The organism is Methylomicrobium sp. Wu6 (genome assembly GCF_035916875.1).
In the GTDB taxonomy this organism is placed as follows: domain Bacteria; phylum Pseudomonadota; class Gammaproteobacteria; order Methylococcales; family Methylomonadaceae; genus Methylomicrobium.
In genome coordinates this window covers 23,214-40,229 of the sequence record NZ_JAXUHN010000091.1, presented here as the reverse complement: position 1 = coordinate 40,229, position 17,016 = coordinate 23,214, and the positions used below count along the sequence as shown (strand labels likewise).

The following is a 17,016-nucleotide window of genomic DNA, read 5'->3' as shown; positions in this document are numbered from 1 at the left end:
GGCGAGTTTGCCGGCGGATTCTAAACTTTCAACCAGTAACCGACACCGGATTCGGTCAATAGATATTTGGGCTGCGCCGGGTCGGTTTCGAGCTTGTGCCTAAGCTGACTCATATAAATCCGCAGATAGTGCGGGCTTTCGATGCTGTTCGGCCCCCAGACTTCCTTTAAAATTTGTCGATGCGTCAATATCTTGCCGGCATGTTTGATCAGCACGGTCAGCAGCCGATATTGAATCGGCGTCAGGTGAATTTCCTGGTCGCCGTTATAAACCCGGCGATTGATTAAATCGACACTGAGATTGCCGGTCATGAACACGCCGGCCTCGGTTTGTTCGGGCGGGATTGAAGCATGGCGTAGCGCGACGCGTATGCGTGCCAGCAATTCGCCGAGGCCGAATGGTTTGGTCAGGTAGTCGTCCGCGCCGGCATCGAGCGCCTCGATCTTGTGTGCTTCGGCGCTGCGCGCCGACAGTACGATGATCGGCATTTCGGACCAGGCGCGGACCGCCTTCACAACGCTCACGCCGTCCATGTCCGGCAGTCCCAGATCGAGTATGATCAGATCGGCCTTGCGAATATTCGCTTCGACCACGCCCTGCTTTCCGGTTGCGGCCTCAAAAATTTCGAAGCCGTGCGTGTCGAGTGCGGTGCGTAGAAAACGGCGGATCGGCGGGTCGTCCTCGATCACGATGATTTTGGGTTTTAGCGCGGTCATGATGGATAAGGGCTTAGCATAACAATTTATTCTTCATGTACAATTTCCGGGGGCTGATGCTCGTGCGGCAATAGGAACGAAAAAATCGCGCCGCCGCCGGCACGGTTATGCGCCCGGATCGAGCCGCCATGCACCGCGACGATCGCGAGGCAAATCGCAAGACCCAAACCGACGCCGCTTTGCGCAGTCTCCTCGCGCAACCGATAAAATTTTTCGAACAGTCGGTTTTCGAGCCCTGCCGGAATGCCCGGTCCGCGGTCTGCGAGCGAAATTTCGACCCAATCGGCGGACATTTCAGCCGTAATTTCCAACGGACTACCGGCCGGCGTATAGCGCAGCGCGTTCTCTAAAAGATTCGTCAGCACCTGTTCGATCATCACCGCATCGACATAAATCATTGGAATGCCGGGCGGCAAAGTCACCTTGACCTGACGGTCACTGGTCCGATTGCCGAACCGGGTCAACACGGTGCCGATAATCTCTTCCAGTGGATACCATTCCTTGTGTAACTGAATCATACCGGCATCTAGCCGTGCCATGTCGAGAATATTGCTGACCAGATTCGACATGCGCCGCGCTTCGTCATAAATCGCGCGGCTCAATTCGATTTTATCCTCGGCTTTGAGGCTGCCGTCGTCTTCCGCGAGAGTGCTCGCGGAACCGACGATCGTCGCCAAGGGCGTGCGGAGGTCATGCGAGATAGAACTGAGCAGCGAATTGCGAAGGCCCTCGGTTTCGATTTGCAATTGCACCGTCTTTGCCTGATCCGCCAGTCTAATGCGGCTCAGCGCCTGGGCGATCAACCGTAAAAAAGTATCGAGCAGTTTTTGCTGCTCGGGCAGAAATACCCGGCGCAGATTGACCGGCTCCAGCACCAATACGCCCAGCATTGTGTTGCCGGCATCGATCGGAAAATAGATCGCCTTCGTGCCGGGCAAGGTCGTCGTGCCTTGTCCAGCCATTTCGTTATGATCGAAGACCCATTGCGCGACGCTGAGATCGGCGCCTGCAAGCGACTCTGGAATGCTTCGTTCATTCGGATAGATTATGCGTCCGTTCGCGTCCGGGAAAAGTATCGCGTTGCGGCTGCCGAATTCGACGTGCATGTGGCGTACCGCGGTGCGCACGATCTCCGCCTCGCTCTCTGCCGCGGCCAGATCCTTGCTCATCGCATACAGTACCGCGGCCCGCCGCTCGCGGTGTGCGGCGACCTTGGCCTGGGAACGGACATTCGCGGTCAGATTGCTAATCAGCATCGCGACGATCAGCATCGCGCTGAGTGTAACCAGATATTGGGTGTCCGAGACCGCAAAGCTGTGAAAGGGGGTCACGAAGAAAAAATCGAACACCAGCACCCCGAGGACCGATGCAAGGACCGAAGGCCCGCGTCCAAATCGTGCCGCGATCAGCGCGACGCCCAGCAGGAAAATCATCGCCAGGTTCGATTGTTCGAAACTCCCGTGCATCAGCCGGGCGAGCACCGCGCAGATCAAGGTCACGCCGACCGCCCAACAATAGCCGAGATAATAGCCCTTTTTGCGTGTCTTCGAACGTTGCAGCAAACCCGGCAACACCTCTTTGCGGCGCGTGGTCAGTTGCAGTTTTTCCTCCTCTTCCCGGTGGGGGTGCGGGCTGCCCAGCAAATAAATATTGATATTGTGCGCCTCGACGATCAAGGTATCGACGACCGAGCCCAGCACAAAGCGTCGCCAGCCTCGGCGGGACGGTTTGCCCATCATGATCTTGGTCACGTTGCGTTCGCTGGAGAATTTGATGATTGCTTCGCTCAGGTTCGGCGAACTCAGCGTTGTGGTTTCCGCGCCAAGCTGTTCCGCAGTGCGTAAAACGCGCAGCACCGCATCACGCTTTTCGGTGGGCAAACGCTGCAATTCGGGCGTTTCGACATAAACGACGATCCAATCGGCGCGCAGACTGACCGCAAAGCGCTTGCCGGCCCGGACTAGGCGTTCGGCCAGGGTGTTCGGGCCGATACAGACCAGAATCCGCTCGCTGACCTGCCAGACCTCGCGAATCGCATTGTCTTCGCGGTAATCGAGCATCTGCGCATCGACCCGGTGCGCGGTCTGGCGAAGGGCCAGTTCCCTGAGCGCGATCAAATTGCCCTTTCGGAAAAAATTCCGAATCGCTTCCTGCGCCTGCTGCGGCAGATAAACCTTGCCTTCCCGTAGCCTTAGCAGCAATTCGTCGGGCGGCAGATCGACCAGCTCGACCTCGTCGGCCTCCTCGAAAACCGTATCGGGGACGGTCTCCCATATCCGGATGCCGGCAATCTGGCCGATGTCGTCGTTCAGGCTTTCGAGATGCTGCACGTTAAGCGCGGTATAAACATCGATGCCGGCGTCGAGCAATTCCTCGATGTCCTGCCAGCGTTTCGGATGCCGCGATCCGGGCGCATTGGTGTGCGCGAGTTCATCGACCAGAATGATCGATGGCCGCCGTTTCAGCGCCGCGTCCAGATCGAATTCGCGCAGCACGGTGCCGCGGTACTCGATTTGCTTGGGCGGAAGCACCTCCAACTCCTCCAACAAAGCCTTGGTTTCCGCTCGTCCGTGCGTTTCGACCAGACCGACGATCACGTCGAGATTTTCCGCGCGCCTTTCGTGCGCCGCCTGTAGCATCGCAAAGGTTTTGCCGACGCCCGCCGCGGCGCCGAAAAAGATTTTCAAGTGCCCGCGCCGGGACTTCGCTTGTTCCTTCTCGACGCGGGCCAAGAGTTCATCGGGATCGGGGCGTGCGACGCTTGACATCCTTGGGCCTTACAACCAGCCGATACTTTTTAGGCGGCGATGCAGCCAAATACAGCCGACTATCACGATACCGAGCGTTGCCGGGTAGGCATAGCGCCAGTCGAGTTCCGGCATATGTTTGAAATTCATTCCGTATAAGCTGAACACCATCGTAGGGACCGCCAGGATCGCGCCCCAGCCGGCCAGCCTCTTGACCACTTCGTTCTGGCGCACCGTCGCCATCGTCAAATGTACCTGCATCGCATCGTTGAGCATTTCGCGCATGCCCTCGACGGCCTGGTGGATGCGCTGCGCGTGGTCGTGTACGTCGCGGAAATAAAAGCGCGTGTCTTTCGGGATGATGTGCGTGTGAAAACGCATCAACTCGCTGCAGATGTCCAGCCAGGGCAAGGTCGCGCCGCGCAGCAACAGTAAATCGCGTTTCAGTTCATAGAGCTGTGCGAAGGTTTCGTTACGAAAATCCTTATCGAAAATATCAGATTCCAATTGATCGAGACGCTGCTCCAGGCCTTGCACTACCGGTAGATAATGATCGACAATGAAATCCATCAGCGCGTAAAGCGCAAAACCGGGACCCTTATTCAACTGCTCGGGCATATGCTCGCAGCGCTCGCGCACTTTCGCATAACTCAAGGACGACGAGTGGCGCACCGAAACCAAAAAACGCGCGCCCACGAATAAGTGAGTTTCGCCGAATGCAACCCCGCTGTCCTCGGTCAGTTGCGCGGTTTGCAAAACCAGGAACAGGGAGTCGCCGTATTCCTCCAGTTTCGGCCGTTGATGCGCCGAACATGCGTCTTCGATGGCCAGTTCGTGCAAATCGAACTCTTTTTGAATTTTTGCCAGCAAGGCCTTATCGGCTTCGCGAAGTCCCAGCCAGACAAAGGTACCGTCCTCGGCCAGCACGTCGCTGATTGCTTCGAGCGTGATTGTGCCAAGGCGTTTGCCGTGTTTGTAGGCGATGCAGTTCATCACCATCGAAGGATTGATGGAGGTCTCCGGAAACACAAAGTTCAATTGCGGATTTTCCATGGATTCAGTCTGAAGGACTTTGTTGCATAAATAGGTAACAGATTGATCTTATTAAGTAATTTCTTATGTCAATTTTTGAGAACTTTCAATAAAATTAATGTGTTGGTCTTTATTTATACAACAAAGACATTTTAATGAGTAAAAAATATAATTATTCAATCATCTTTTTTTTCGAACGAGGGAGTGAATAATCACCCTGAGGTTGGACCGTCTTCTGGAAAGTGGTGAGGATCTCTAGGCATTGTGAAGCAATCAATCTTTTTTTCCCCAAGGATAGCTCGGCTGACTTGATATTCGTATTCATCCGAGAAAGCCTTAAAACCTCTCGGGTTAAATCCATAAATCGTACGTATGCAGTCTCTGCAGCCTGAAGGTCTTCAACATTACTGAGGCCGGCAAGACTATGAAGAGACCCTAGGGCCTTGCCGGCGGATTCGTCATAAGATTTGATGCGTTGCTCGATTTGATCCATCGCTTGATCGTCAGACTCTTCAATATGGATCTTGTGCAGAGCGAAGACTTTCAGGCCGGCAGTGAGTGCTTCATAGGAGAGCATGACAGCCTTGTTACACTGGTTGCCGTGCATGTTCAAGTGGATGAGGCGATTCAAGCTCTCTTCAAAACGCTCCATTTCTTGAGCGCATTGCGTCGCGGAGATCTTCTGTGCCTTAAGATTGGTATTTTGAATGGCAAGGTCCAGAATTGTTTTATCTAATTTTTTAAATTGCGACCAGCAAGAATTGAACTCATTTACCATCCCTGTCTCTCGGGGGAGTTTCTCCAGGTGAATGAGAGATTCGATTTGCTGCCGACTGGTTTCTACGCGATCGGTGGCCTGGCGAGCTTGAGCGGCGAAATCTTCTGATGCCTCATCGGTAATGGCAAGTACCGCGTTCTTCTCGGCCTCAACGGCCTCGAGGAGATGAATCTTCATCGTGGACAACAAATTAACCTTTTTAAACTGCGTCTCGAAAGGATTGAAATTCCCGCCATAATAGCCAAACAGCAATAGCGAGAATGCCACCAAGATAGCAAGAGTCAGTCCCCAGGGCAAAAAAACATAAAATTTTTTTCTTGTCTTGTCTTCCATCATTCAGCCTCTTACTTTCGAATTTAACATGATTTCAACATTACTGAACCGGTTCTTTTTCGAGCGGAGAGTCGTCACTGAACTCTTGTTCATCGCGGATGATTTTTCCGCTTGCCAAATCGCATAATACAATCCATTCCGAGCCGTCATGCACGGAGATTTGATAAAGCATCCAAAAATTTCCGTCGGAATGCAGTTCGCGTTGTACCTCAATCATGCCCGGATGCAAAGTTAGAGCGCCTCGCTCGCATGATTCGATGTGCACTTTACTGGGCGGCAGCACGTAGCGTCGGCTATCGGGAGTATCCGCGCCGACATTTCCGCAAAAGACGGTTAGAATTATCAAGTAGAGGGAAAATTTCATCGCGGAACCCATTCTCTACCGGATGGTATCCAAAGCCAGATTCAATGCGAGCACGTTGACCCGCCGTTCTCCGAGAAAACCCCATTGCCGACCTTCGGTATGCGACCGTACCATTTCCCGCAATTTATCAGGATCGATATGGCGGGCTTTGGCGATACGATTGACTTGATACTCAGCCGCCGCCGGACTGATGTGGGGGTCCAGTCCGCTGCCGGAAGCAGTGATCAGATCAATCGGAATTGGGGATTTGTTGTCCGGATCGGCCGCCTGGAAAGCTTCGATTCTGGCTTTAACGGCTTCCGCCAGGGCAGGGTTGGTCGGCCCCAGGTTGGATCCGCTCGAAGCGCCTGCATTATAAGGATAAGGGGCGGTAGTCGAAGGCCGACTCCAGAAATATTTGCTGTTGTTGAACGGCTGTCCGATCAACGCCGAACCGGACGCTTTACCCTGGCTATTCCGGATAATGCTGCCGTTAGCCTGGCCGGGAAACAGCACTTGCGCGAGGCCCGTTACCAGCGCGGGATAAATGACGCCGGTCAGCAAGGTCAACATGACCAACATCATCGCTGCCGGTTTGATAACTTTAAACATGTTCTACTCCTAATGTTTGATATAGCGTAGGATGGGCAGAGCGATAGCGAAACCCATCAAGACGCGACTATCCTACGAAACTACAACAATTGCCAGTCATCAGCGGCTTTATACCAGCCCCAGTCCGACCAGAATCAAATCAATTGCCTTGATGCCGATGAATGGCACGATCAGTCCGCCGACGCCGTAAATCAGCAAATTGTTTTGCAGCAGCATGGCGGCGCCGACCGGTTTGTAACTGATGCCTTTTAAAGCCAGAGGAATCAGCGCGATGATGATCAGAGCATTGAAAATCACCGCCGACAGAATTGCGCTGTCCGGCGTCGCAAGATTCATCACGTTCAAGACGTTCAGCGCCGGATAAGTCGTCGCAAAAGCAGCCGGAATGATCGCAAAATATTTCGCCACGTCGTTCGCAATGCTGAACGTAGTCAGCGCGCCGCGCGTCATCAGCATTTGCTTGCCGGTTTCGACGATTTCGATTAGCTTGGTCGGATTCGAATCCAGATCGACCATATTCCCGGCTTCCTTGGCCGCCTGAGTGCCGCTGTTCATGGCCACGGCCACGTCGGCCTGGGCAAGGGCGGGCGCATCGTTGGTGCCGTCGCCGGTCATCGCGACCAGGCGGCCGTCAGCCTGATGCTCGCGGATTAGCTTGAGCTTGGCTTCCGGCGTCGCTTCGGCGAGAAAATCGTCGACGCCCGCCTCGGCCGCGATCGCGGCAGCGGTCAGGCGGTTGTCGCCAGTGATCATGATCGTTTTGATGCCCATCTGGCGCAGTTCCGCAAAGCGTTCCTTGATACCTCCTTTGACGATGTCTTTCAGTTCGATCACGCCCAGCGCGAGCGCGCCTTCAGCGACAACCAGCGGGGTGCTGCCGCGGCGCGCGACATCATTGACCTGCGTTTGGATTTCCTGAGGAAACTTGCCGCCCTGTTCTTCGACATAGGCGCGGATCGCATCGGCCGCGCCTTTGCGGATCTGCCGCGCTTCCAGGTTGACGCCGCTCATCCGCGTCTGGGCGCTGAAATGGACGAAAGTCGCGCCCAATGCATGCACGTCGCGCTCGCGAAAACCGAATTTCTGTTTCGCGAGGATCACGATGCTGCGTCCTTCCGGCGTTTCGTCGGCGAGTGAAGCCAATTGCGCGGCATCAGCCAAATTCTTCTCATTCACGCCTTTGATTGGAATGAAGGCTGAAGCTTGTCGATTACCTAACGTTATTGTGCCGGTTTTGTCCAATAGCAAGACATCCACATCGCCGGCAGCCTCGACCGCGCGGCCCGAAGTTGCGATTACGTTCTTCTGCATCATCCGACCGATGCCGGCGACGCCGATCGCGGACAATAGGCCGCCGATCGTGGTCGGAATCAGGCACACCAGCAGCGCGATCAACACGGTGATTGAAATCGGCTTGCCGAAACCGGCGCTTTCGACGCTATACAGTGAGAACGGCAGCAGGGTTACGGTCGCGAGCAGAAATACCAACGTCAAGGCGACCAAGAGGATTGTCAGGGCGATTTCGTTCGGAGTTTTCTGGCGTTTGGCGCTTTCGACCATCGAAATCATCCGGTCCAGGAAGGTTTCGCCCGGATTGACGGTGATCATGACGACCAGCCAGTCCGACAATACGCGGGTGCCGCCGGTCACTGAACTGAAATCGCCGCCGGACTCGCGGATCACCGGCGCGCTTTCGCCGGTGATCGCGCTTTCATCGACCGAGGCAACGCCTTCGATCACATCGCCGTCGCCGGGAATGAAATCGCCGGCTTCGACCAGCACAATATCACCGCGGCGCAACGTCGAGCCGGCAATCTTGCTGTAATTGGCGCCATAACGCGGTTCGTCGAGCTTTTTCGCGGCGATGTCGCGTTTGGCGCTACGGAGAAACGCCGCCTGGGCTTTACTGCGGCCTTCGGCCACCGCTTCGGCGAAATTGGCGAACAAGACCGTGAACCAGAGCCATAAGGCGATCGCCAGGGTGAAGGCCGGCTCGACTTCACTTTGGCCTCTCAGGGCTTGTATCCATAAAAAAGTCGTCAACAGACTGCCGATATAAACGACGAACATCACCGGATTTTTGACTTGTTGTCGGGGAGTAAGTTTACGGAACGCATCGAGCAGCGCGCCTGATAAAATCTGCCGATCGAATAACGAAGTGGAAACGGATTTTTTACGCATCAAATTCTCCCAACAATCATTTTGTCATTTGCAGGTGTTCGACGATCGGCCCCAACGCCAATGCGGGAACGAAGGTCAATGCGCCGACCATCAATACAGTGCCGATCAGCAGCGCCACAAACAGCGGCGTGTGCGTCGGCAAGGTGCCGGGGCTGATCGGCACGATCTTTTTCGCGGCCAGCGAGCCTGCGATCGCTAACACCGGCACGATCAGCCAGTAGCGTGCAAACAGCATCGCTAAGCTCAACATGACGTTGTAAAAAGGCGTATTCGCGGATAGCCCGCCGAAAGCGCTGCCGTTGTTGTTGCCGGCCGAGGAAAACGCATAAAGCACCTCGCTGAGGCCATGCGCTCCGTGATTGAAGATCGAACTTCTGCCGGCATCGATCATCACCGCGGCGGCCGTGCCACCCAATGCCATCAGCGGCGGAATCAGGATTGCGACCGCGGCCATTTTCATCTCATAGGCTTCGATTTTTTTGCCCAAATATTCCGGCGTGCGGCCGATCATCAAGCCGGCCACGAACACCGCAACGATCGCAAATACGATCATGCCATAGAGACCGGAGCCGACGCCGCCGTAAATCACTTCGCCAAGCTGCATCAACCACATCGGTATCATACCGCCGAGCGGCGTGAAGGAATCGTGCATCGCATTGACCGAACCGTTCGAAGCCGACGTCGTCGCGACCGCCCACAGCGCCGAATTGACGATGCCGAAGCGGGCTTCCTTGCCTTCCATGTTGCCGCCGGCTTGTGCGGCCGAAGGATCCTGATCCGCGCCGAGAGACGTCAGGAGCGGATTGCCGCGCTGTTCGGCGGCTACCGTTGCGAAAACCAGCGCGATAAAAATGATCGTCATCACCGCCAGAATTGCCCAACCCTGCCGGGTATCGCCGACCATCATACCGAAGGTGTAGCAAAGCGCGGACGGAATCAGCAAAATCGCCAGCATTTCGAGGAAATTGGAAAGTGGCGTCGGATTTTCGAAGGGATGCGCCGAGTTCGCGTTGAAAAAGCCGCCGCCGTTGGTGCCGAGCTGTTTGATCGCCACTTGCGAGGCCGCAGGGCCGAGCGCCAGCGTTTGTTCATGCACCATGATTTTTTCGGAGACAGCGTGGCCCGCGGCATCGAGCGCCGGTTGCCCGTAGCCGTCTTTTTTGGGCTGTTCATAGCTGACCGCTTCGGTCAATGCGACGCTTTGATAGGGGCTGAAAGTCTGCACGACGCCTTGCCCGACCAGAGCCAAAGCCAAAAGCAGCGACATCGGCATCAGAATGTACAGTGTACTGCGAGTCATATCGACCCAGAAATTGCCGATCGTATCCGAATTGCGCCGGATGAAACCGCGAATCAGAGCGACCAATACCGCCATGCCGGTTGCCGCCGAGACGAAATTTTGCACGGTCAGCCCGAGCATCTGGGTCAGATAGCTCATCGTCGTTTCACCGCCGTAGCCTTGCCAGTTGGTGTTGGTCGCAAAACTGACCGCGGTGTTGAAAGACGAATCCGGGCTGACTGCCGGCAAATGCTGTGGATTGAGCGGCAAATACGATTGCAGTCTTTGCGATGCGAACACGGCCAGCAGGCCGAGAAGATTGAAAACCAGCAGGGCGGCGGCGTATTCGGTCCAGCGCATATCCTGCTCTTGCTTGACGCCGGTAAGTCGGTAGATCAGTTTTTCGATCGGTAATAGCCAGCGTATCGGTCCCATCGGCTTGCCCTGGTAAATGCGGGCCATGTACCAACCGAGCGGTTTCGCCAGCACCAGCAAAGTGACGAGATATACCGCGATTTGTAAAAAGCCATTGTTTGTCATCAGAATTTCTCCGGGAAAAACAACGCAAAAACAAGATAAAAGAAAATCACCAGCGCGATGCTTGCACTCAGGAAATAAAGCCAGCTCATGACGAACTCCGTAATTTTTCGAAGGCGTAGACCAATGCACCGGTCAGCAGGAAAAACCCTGCGCTGAGCAAGATAAAAATAATGTCCATACAAGTCCTCTTAAGATCAGTACGGTTTGCAAAGCTACGTGGCCTCGTGGGTTTCCGTAGTTCCTCTTAACCGATCAATATCGGGACTCAGCAGTAAACAGTTATCCCAGGATCGAGCGGTTTGGTTGCAGAATAGCGTACGCAATCAAAAATAAAAAAGGTGTAAAAATTCGGCAACGGCTTGTCAATAGTGCTTGAATCGATTGCGATATTCCAGTCAGAGCCAATAATTTTCTGAAGGTTTCAACAGATAGAGAGTCTATTATGGCGACAGTGAGTTTCAGTTTGCAGGATGACGAGAAAGAAGCTTTTTCCAAACTCATCCCCGCATTTTCGGTAGAATGCGCGCCTTTGTTGTTTGTCAATTCCTCCATCCTGCCGAGAGGGCAATGAATCCATCATCTCCTCCTGTTAGCCCCTATTCCGCCGATTTGTCTTGCCGGGATTTACGGCGCATGATCCGGGTCGCTCGCCTATTGCACAAGTTGAGCGAAAATCCCGCTTATCAGGGGCATCTGGAGAGTGTGTTGCCGGCCAGCGCGCGTTTCAACCCCGGTCATCATGCGGTGATGATGGGTTACGATTTTCATCTGGCCGAGGCCGGGCCGAAGCTAATCGAAGTGAATACCAATGCCGGCGGCATTTGGTATGCCAACTTGAGCCATGATATCGAAGCGACCGAATTTTCCGGCCGTCTGGGTTCGAAGCTGCTCAAAACCTTTTTCGACGACTATGCGCGCTACCTGAACGATCCCTCGGCGCGCCCCGAAACCCTTGCGATTCTCGACGAGAACCCAGCCGAGCAGCCGCTCAATTCCGAAATGCAGGTTTTTGCCGCTTTGTTCAAAAAAGCGGGTATCGATGCGGTGATCGCCGATCCCGCGGAGATTGAAGCTAAAGATGGCGGGCTTTATTTCGCCGGCAAGCGCATCGAGATGATTTATAACCGCCACTGCGACTTTTATCTGGAATCCCCTGCGGTCGAAAACATCCGCGCGGCCTATCTGAAGGGGCGGGTGTGCCTGAGCCCGAATCCCCGTGCATACGGTTTGCTGGCCGACAAGCGGCGGATGATGCTGTGGTGTCAGCCTGCGATCATGCGCGACTTTGGGCTCCCGGAAGCGGAACTCTCGATCTTGGCGGAGACGGTACCGGAAACCCGTTTGCTGGCATCGTTGACGCCCGAGGAAGCCTGGCGCACGCGCAAACAATGGGTTTTCAAGCCAGAGACCGGCTATGCGAGCCGGGGCGTCTATGTCGGCGAAAAGCTGACCAAACATAAGCTGGCCGAACTCGTTCTCGATGATATATTGATTCAGCAGCGGATTCCGCCTTCGTTGACGTTGGGCGAAGATCAGCAGGCTTTCAAGACCGATTATCGGCTGTTTGCCTATCGTGATAGGATTCTCGGCGTGTCCGCGCGGATTTATCAAGGGCAGGTGACTAACCTGCGGACCCAAAACGGCGGCTTTGCTAAGGTGAGGCTGATTGCCTGAACTGCAAGGAGCATATCGCCCGCGAGTTCACCTATTAATTAAACTATGTTATTTAACACATTTGAAATATGTCAAATCACTTATTAGCGAAAAAATGGAAGGGATTTGCGTAGATATTCGGATGACGGAAGCGGCCTGTCATTCAGGATTGCGCTAGCCAGATTGAGTCCAACGCCAGCTAAACCACACATTTCAGCGGGTTATGGACAAACGCCTTCAAAATTTGAAGACTCTTTTGGTGTTTTGGCACTGATTCTGCATTTATAGATTTGGCGAAGCAGCATTACTCTTGATGAGGTCACAACAATGAGTCAACAATTAGCACAGTCCGAAAACACAAAAACCTCCGGCAATAACGGCGCCTTGCTGTTGGGAACCGGTCTCGCGTTGGCGTCGATGATTCTAATTCCGGCCTTGGCGACCCGCATCGGGTTGGGTGCGAGCCTGACCGGCGCGCTCAGAATGGCGGTGATGAAAGCCGGCCACCAGGCGATCAGAAGCTAAGGCTGAAGCAAAGGCGGCTGGCCCTAGCCGCCTAATGCGAGGCGGCTAAAATCGTCCGCGGATGAGCGGTGCCGCAATAATACTCGGTTGCAGGGTGAATGATTGCTCGACGGAGCTTGGCGAATCAAACCGCAATTTATTTTTAGCTTTGTCCCGCACCATAGATTTTTCACTACTCTTCATTGTCGTTTCTGCCCGATTCGCACACCGCAAAGGTTCTGCGAATCGGGCTCTTTTTATTTCGGCTAATTTTTTCAGTAATGCATTGCGTCTGGCTGCCGAGTTTAGTAGCATTTTCTTACCCTATAGTAAATCGATATTGATATGAGCGGAATCGATAAGGCTTGCGATCTTTGCGGATTGCCTGTGTTGACCCCAGGTTTCAAGGTGCGCACCAAGGAAGGCGACAAGGAGTTTTGTTGCGAAGGCTGCATGGGTATCTATCAGATGCTGCATGAAGATGTGGTGCTTAGTGTTGTCGATGAGGCGGATCGAAACGATTGAGTTACGTATTATTCGTGCGTGCGTTCGAAAATTTTGGACTGGAATTCGGCCGAAGAGGCTTTAGCAGATGGTTTCCGTAAAGCGCGTACAAACACAGGTTCCTGAATTCGGGAAATTTTTCTAACCCGGTCCGTATCCCTAATAAACAGATTTTTGGCGAAGTTGACGCCCGCGGCACCATTGGGTGCCGCGGGGCATTTGCCTGTTGGCGAATATATTGGATTCAATGATAAAGAGGAGTGCTGTTATGACGCACGTACATGGCAAAGGCATGATGAAGGAAATGAGTAAAGTTAAGGACACCATGGGCCGGGAAATTATGAAAGGCTCTATGGCTTCCGTCACCGTTCATACAGGAGCAAAATTGATGAGTAAGTTAGCGAAATACCCCGTTTTGGTGTTTGGAGCCGGCGTGGTTGCCGGTGTTTGTGTGTACAAATACCGCAAACAGATCATCGCGAGCGCCAACAAGGCGATCGATTCCGGCAAGGATTTTGTATTGCAGCAAAAAGAAAATCTGGAAGACATCGTTGCGGAGACCAAGGAAGAAAGCTGACGCGCCGCAGGGCTTTTCTTTTCCCTTATTTTTGCAGGGGCGGGTGATTTCCGTTGATTCGGGAATCACCCGTTTTTGTCTCATCCGAGTGTTTTTTGACTTATGGCTATTCAAAAAGAGTTTGTATTACGCTATCGGGGAGCAGAGCACGTGCGTTTTGAAATACCTTCCGCGTTTTGTAACGAACAGATAGCGGAAGCGTTGACGGGACGGCTGTTGGCTGCGGACGGTGTTTACCGCGTTCAGGTCTATCGAAGCCAGAAAAAACTGGCTATCCGTTATCAGGAAACGGTGCACGATTTTAAAAGCCTGTGCAAATTGTTATTCCGGATTGTCGGCGAACTGGAGAAGCAAGCGCTTGCGGAAGCCAAACCGAAAGCGGTGCGGCTTGCCAAACAACGCGTCAAAAACCGATTCAAAAATTTAAAGGTCTCCCGCTGGTTCAGCCGCAAATACGACGATGCGAAGGAAACTTTGCAGGCGGCGAAGATCGTCGGCAAAGGGCTCGCCAAACCGGGCAAATTCTTCAATGATCCGGAAAAGATGGCCATCGATTTTTTGAATGACATTTTGGTGCTTTTTCTGATCAGGCTGCATTGGGATCACATCACCAAGGAGTGGATTCCCAGGCCGTTCAAATACCGCTACGAATGGTTGGCGGTGTCTTATATGATTTATTTGTTGATGCGTTCGCGCCGGCCGAAGTAACCGACGCTGTTCGAACGTAACCCTGAATGCATTGGTACAGGAAAGACTCATGAGCGATAACGCATCGCCGGCTTACCGACATTTTCAATTGCTGCATCAACTGCAAAGGCGGGTCCGCGTCGTGGCGCCGATGCTGAAAAAGGACGATGAGCGATCTTACATTCTTGAAATTCTGCTCAAAAAACGCGTCGAAATCAAACGGGTGCGTTCCACGCCCGCGCTCGGTTCGGTCGTGATCGAGTTCGATCCGAATCGCCTGCCGAAGGCGAATCTGCTGTTGATGCTGGATGCGGTGCTCGGCAATCTCTCTAGCAGGCCGCAGTCCGGAAGTCCTCGTACAAAAGTCGATTTTTCGGGCGGAGTTCAGGACGTCGATCTCGCAATCGAAGGCATGACCTGCGCATCCTGCGCGCTACTGCTCGAAATGGTGTTCAATCGTGATCCCAAGGTCAAACAAGCCAGCGTCAATTTTGCGACCGAAACCCTGACTGTGCAGGGGCAATTGAACCGGGACGAAGTCTCGGCGAAGATTGCCAGCCTAGGCTACAAAGCCTATGCGATGGATACCTTGTCGCAGCGCAAGAAACTGATCGAAAAGGAACAAGTGCGAATCCGGTCGGCCTGGCGGCGGTTCGGGTGGTCGGCCGTGCTCAGTACGCCGGTGATCGTGCTGGGCATGGGCATGGCGAGGTCGCGGCCGTTGCACTGGCTGCAGTTTTTGCTCGCGACGCCGGTCGTATTCGGCGCCGGCAAACCGTTTTTTGACAAGGCGCTGAGGCTAGCCAGGCACAAGGCCGCGAACATGGATACGCTGATCGCGCTCGGCGTCGGGGCGGCTTATACCTTCAGTTTATCGTCATTCCTCAGACGCCGCGGCCACATGTATTTTGAAGCGGCCGCCGCGATCATTGTGTTCGTGCTGCTCGGCCGTTATCTCGAAGAAAGGGCCAAGGGCAAGGCCGGCGAAGCAATCCGGCAACTGGTCGATCTGCAGCCGCAGACCGCGACACTGATCCGCGACGACCAGGAATTCATTGTCGATGTCGAAAGTGTGCAGGTCGGCGACATATTATTGGTGCGGCCGGGCGAGCGGATTCCGACCGACGGCGAGGTTGTGCAAGGCATTTCGTCTGTCGATGAATCGATGGTGACCGGAGAAAGCATGCCGGTGATCAAGGATATCGGTCATAAGTTAATCGGCGGCTGCGTGAACGGCAACGGTGTACTCCGCGTCCGCGCGACCGCGGTCGGGATGGATACGGTGCTGGCCGGCATCGTGCACATGGTCGATCAGGCGCAATCGACCAAACTGCCGATCCAGAAACAGGTCGATCAGATTTCCGCGGTGTTCGTGCCCTCGGTGATGGCCATTGCCGGGTTGACCTTTGCCGGCTGGATGGCGCTGGGCGCGCCGTTCGGTTTCGCGCTCGGCAATGCGATCACCGTGCTGTTGATCGCCTGCCCGTGCGCACTGGGCCTCGCGACCCCGGCGTCAATCATGGTCGGCACCGGTCAGGCCGCGAAGAAGGGCATTTATATCCGCAACGGCGAAAGCCTCGAAATTGCGGCGAAGCTGAACGTGATCGTATTCGACAAAACCGGCACGATCACCGAAGGCAAGCCGCAAGTCAGCGATCTGCTGAAAGTCTCGATGCTGGGCGAGGAAAAAATTGTGATGCTGGCCTCCTCGGCCGAGCACAATTCCGAACATTTTCTCGGCAGGGCGATTGTCGAGTATGCGCGCGGGCAGGGCATCGAAATCAAGGAATGTTCGCATTTCTACAGTGAACCGGGCCGCGGCATCGAAGCCGAAGTCGACGGCAAATCCCTGCTGCTCGGCAATCTGGCCTGGATGCGCCAGCGCGACATCGACGTGCGGAATTTGGAAACCGCGGCCGGTGACTTCGCCGAACAGGGCAAGACGCCGGTTTATATGGCGGTCAATCAAAAAGAGGCGGCGGTGTTCGGTATTGCCGACCAGCCGAGGAAGAATGCGGCCGAGGCGATCGCCCGCCTGCACCGGCTCGGCGTCGAGACCGTGATGGCGACCGGCGACACCGAGAAAACCGCGCAGTTCATTGCCGCGAGGGTCGGTATCCTCGACGTGATCGCCAATGCGAAGCCGGAAGAGAAACTCGCGATCATCCAGCGCCTGCAGGCGGAAGGGAAACAGGTCGGCATGATTGGCGACGGCATCAATGACGCGCCGGCCCTGGCTGCCGCCAATGTCGGCTTTGCGATCGGCAGCGGCACCGACATTGCGATCGAGTCCGCCGACATGACGCTGACTCAGGGTGACATCACCAAAGTGACCGATGCGATCGAGTTGAGCTCCGATACGATCCGCATCATCAAACAGAATCTGTTCTGGGCCTTCGGCTACAACACCGTCGCGATACCGGTCGCCGCGGTCGGCAAGCTGAATCCGATGATCGCCTCCGCCGCGATGGCCTTGAGTTCGCTGTCGGTGATCCTGAATTCATTGCGCTTGAGTAAAAAATAGGATTTC

15 protein-coding genes are annotated in these 17,016 nt (G+C 54.6%); 6 read left to right on the top strand and 9 right to left on the bottom strand.

The annotated features are described in order from the left end of the window. Nucleotides 1-20: 20 nt before the first annotated feature. The 9 genes from U2W12_RS16720 to U2W12_RS16680 form a co-directional block, all read right to left on the bottom strand. Nucleotides 21-716: a response regulator gene (locus tag U2W12_RS16720; protein WP_326501831.1), complete on the bottom strand. Its 696-nt coding sequence runs from the start codon at nucleotides 714-716 to the stop codon at nucleotides 21-23. A 26-nt stretch (nucleotides 717-742) separates the two neighbouring features. Then, a complete protein-coding gene (locus U2W12_RS16715) occupies nucleotides 743-3,484 on the bottom strand; it encodes a sensor histidine kinase KdpD (protein WP_326501830.1) in 2,742 nt (913 codons plus the stop codon). A gap of 9 nt (nucleotides 3,485-3,493) precedes the next feature. Next, nucleotides 3,494-4,516 (bottom strand): magnesium/cobalt transporter CorA, encoded by a 1,023-nt coding sequence (corA, locus tag U2W12_RS16710; RefSeq protein ID WP_326501829.1) that lies wholly within the window; start codon nucleotides 4,514-4,516, stop codon nucleotides 3,494-3,496. Between the two features lie 151 nt (nucleotides 4,517-4,667). After that, nucleotides 4,668-5,609: an MCP four helix bundle domain-containing protein gene (locus U2W12_RS16705; RefSeq protein WP_326501828.1), complete on the bottom strand. Its 942-nt coding sequence runs from the start codon at nucleotides 5,607-5,609 to the stop codon at nucleotides 4,668-4,670. 37 nt (nucleotides 5,610-5,646) lie between these two features. Beyond that, nucleotides 5,647-5,970: a hypothetical protein gene (locus tag U2W12_RS16700; protein ID WP_326501827.1), complete on the bottom strand. Its 324-nt coding sequence runs from the start codon at nucleotides 5,968-5,970 to the stop codon at nucleotides 5,647-5,649. Nucleotides 5,971-5,985: 15 nt separating this feature from the next. After that, the gene (kdpC, locus tag U2W12_RS16695) at nucleotides 5,986-6,561 is read right to left on the bottom strand and encodes a potassium-transporting ATPase subunit KdpC (protein ID WP_326501826.1); all 576 of its coding nucleotides are present in this window, start codon (nucleotides 6,559-6,561) and stop codon (nucleotides 5,986-5,988) included. A 108-nt stretch (nucleotides 6,562-6,669) separates the two neighbouring features. Continuing rightward, nucleotides 6,670-8,742, bottom strand: a complete 2,073-nt coding sequence (kdpB, locus tag U2W12_RS16690; protein ID WP_326501825.1) for a potassium-transporting ATPase subunit KdpB — start codon at nucleotides 8,740-8,742, stop codon at nucleotides 6,670-6,672. Nucleotides 8,743-8,758: 16 nt separating this feature from the next. Further along, nucleotides 8,759-10,561, bottom strand: a complete 1,803-nt coding sequence (gene kdpA / locus U2W12_RS16685) for a potassium-transporting ATPase subunit KdpA (RefSeq protein ID WP_326501824.1) — start codon at nucleotides 10,559-10,561, stop codon at nucleotides 8,759-8,761. Beyond that, nucleotides 10,561-10,650, bottom strand: coding sequence for a potassium-transporting ATPase subunit F (locus U2W12_RS16680; RefSeq protein ID WP_326501823.1), 90 nt, complete (start codon nucleotides 10,648-10,650; stop codon nucleotides 10,561-10,563). The genes kdpA and U2W12_RS16680 overlap by 1 nt, the downstream gene beginning before the upstream one ends. Before the next feature lie 478 nt (nucleotides 10,651-11,128). On the opposite strand from U2W12_RS16680, the gene U2W12_RS16675 reads away from it, so the two are divergent. The 6 genes from U2W12_RS16675 (at nucleotide 11,129) to U2W12_RS16650 (ending at nucleotide 17,010) form a co-directional block, all read left to right on the top strand. Then, complete coding sequence (locus tag U2W12_RS16675) at nucleotides 11,129-12,235, top strand: hypothetical protein (RefSeq protein WP_326501822.1); 1,107 nt, start codon at nucleotides 11,129-11,131, stop codon at nucleotides 12,233-12,235. A 306-nt stretch (nucleotides 12,236-12,541) separates the two neighbouring features. Continuing rightward, a complete protein-coding gene (locus U2W12_RS16670) occupies nucleotides 12,542-12,739 on the top strand; it encodes a hypothetical protein (protein ID WP_326501821.1) in 198 nt (65 codons plus the stop codon). 324 nt (nucleotides 12,740-13,063) lie between these two features. Further along, nucleotides 13,064-13,243, top strand: coding sequence for a heavy metal translocating P-type ATPase metal-binding domain-containing protein (locus U2W12_RS16665; protein WP_326501820.1), 180 nt, complete (start codon nucleotides 13,064-13,066; stop codon nucleotides 13,241-13,243). A gap of 247 nt (nucleotides 13,244-13,490) precedes the next feature. Continuing rightward, on the top strand, nucleotides 13,491-13,799 hold the full coding sequence (locus tag U2W12_RS16660) for a hypothetical protein (protein ID WP_326501819.1): 309 nt from the start codon (nucleotides 13,491-13,493) through the stop codon (nucleotides 13,797-13,799). 102 nt (nucleotides 13,800-13,901) lie between these two features. Further along, a complete protein-coding gene (locus U2W12_RS16655; protein WP_326501818.1) occupies nucleotides 13,902-14,507 on the top strand; it encodes a hypothetical protein in 606 nt (201 codons plus the stop codon). A 49-nt stretch (nucleotides 14,508-14,556) separates the two neighbouring features. Next, nucleotides 14,557-17,010 carry a heavy metal translocating P-type ATPase gene (locus U2W12_RS16650; protein ID WP_326501817.1) on the top strand — a complete coding sequence of 818 codons (2,454 nt, stop codon included), beginning with the start codon at nucleotides 14,557-14,559 and terminating at the stop codon, nucleotides 17,008-17,010. Nucleotides 17,011-17,016: the final 6 nt, after the last annotated feature.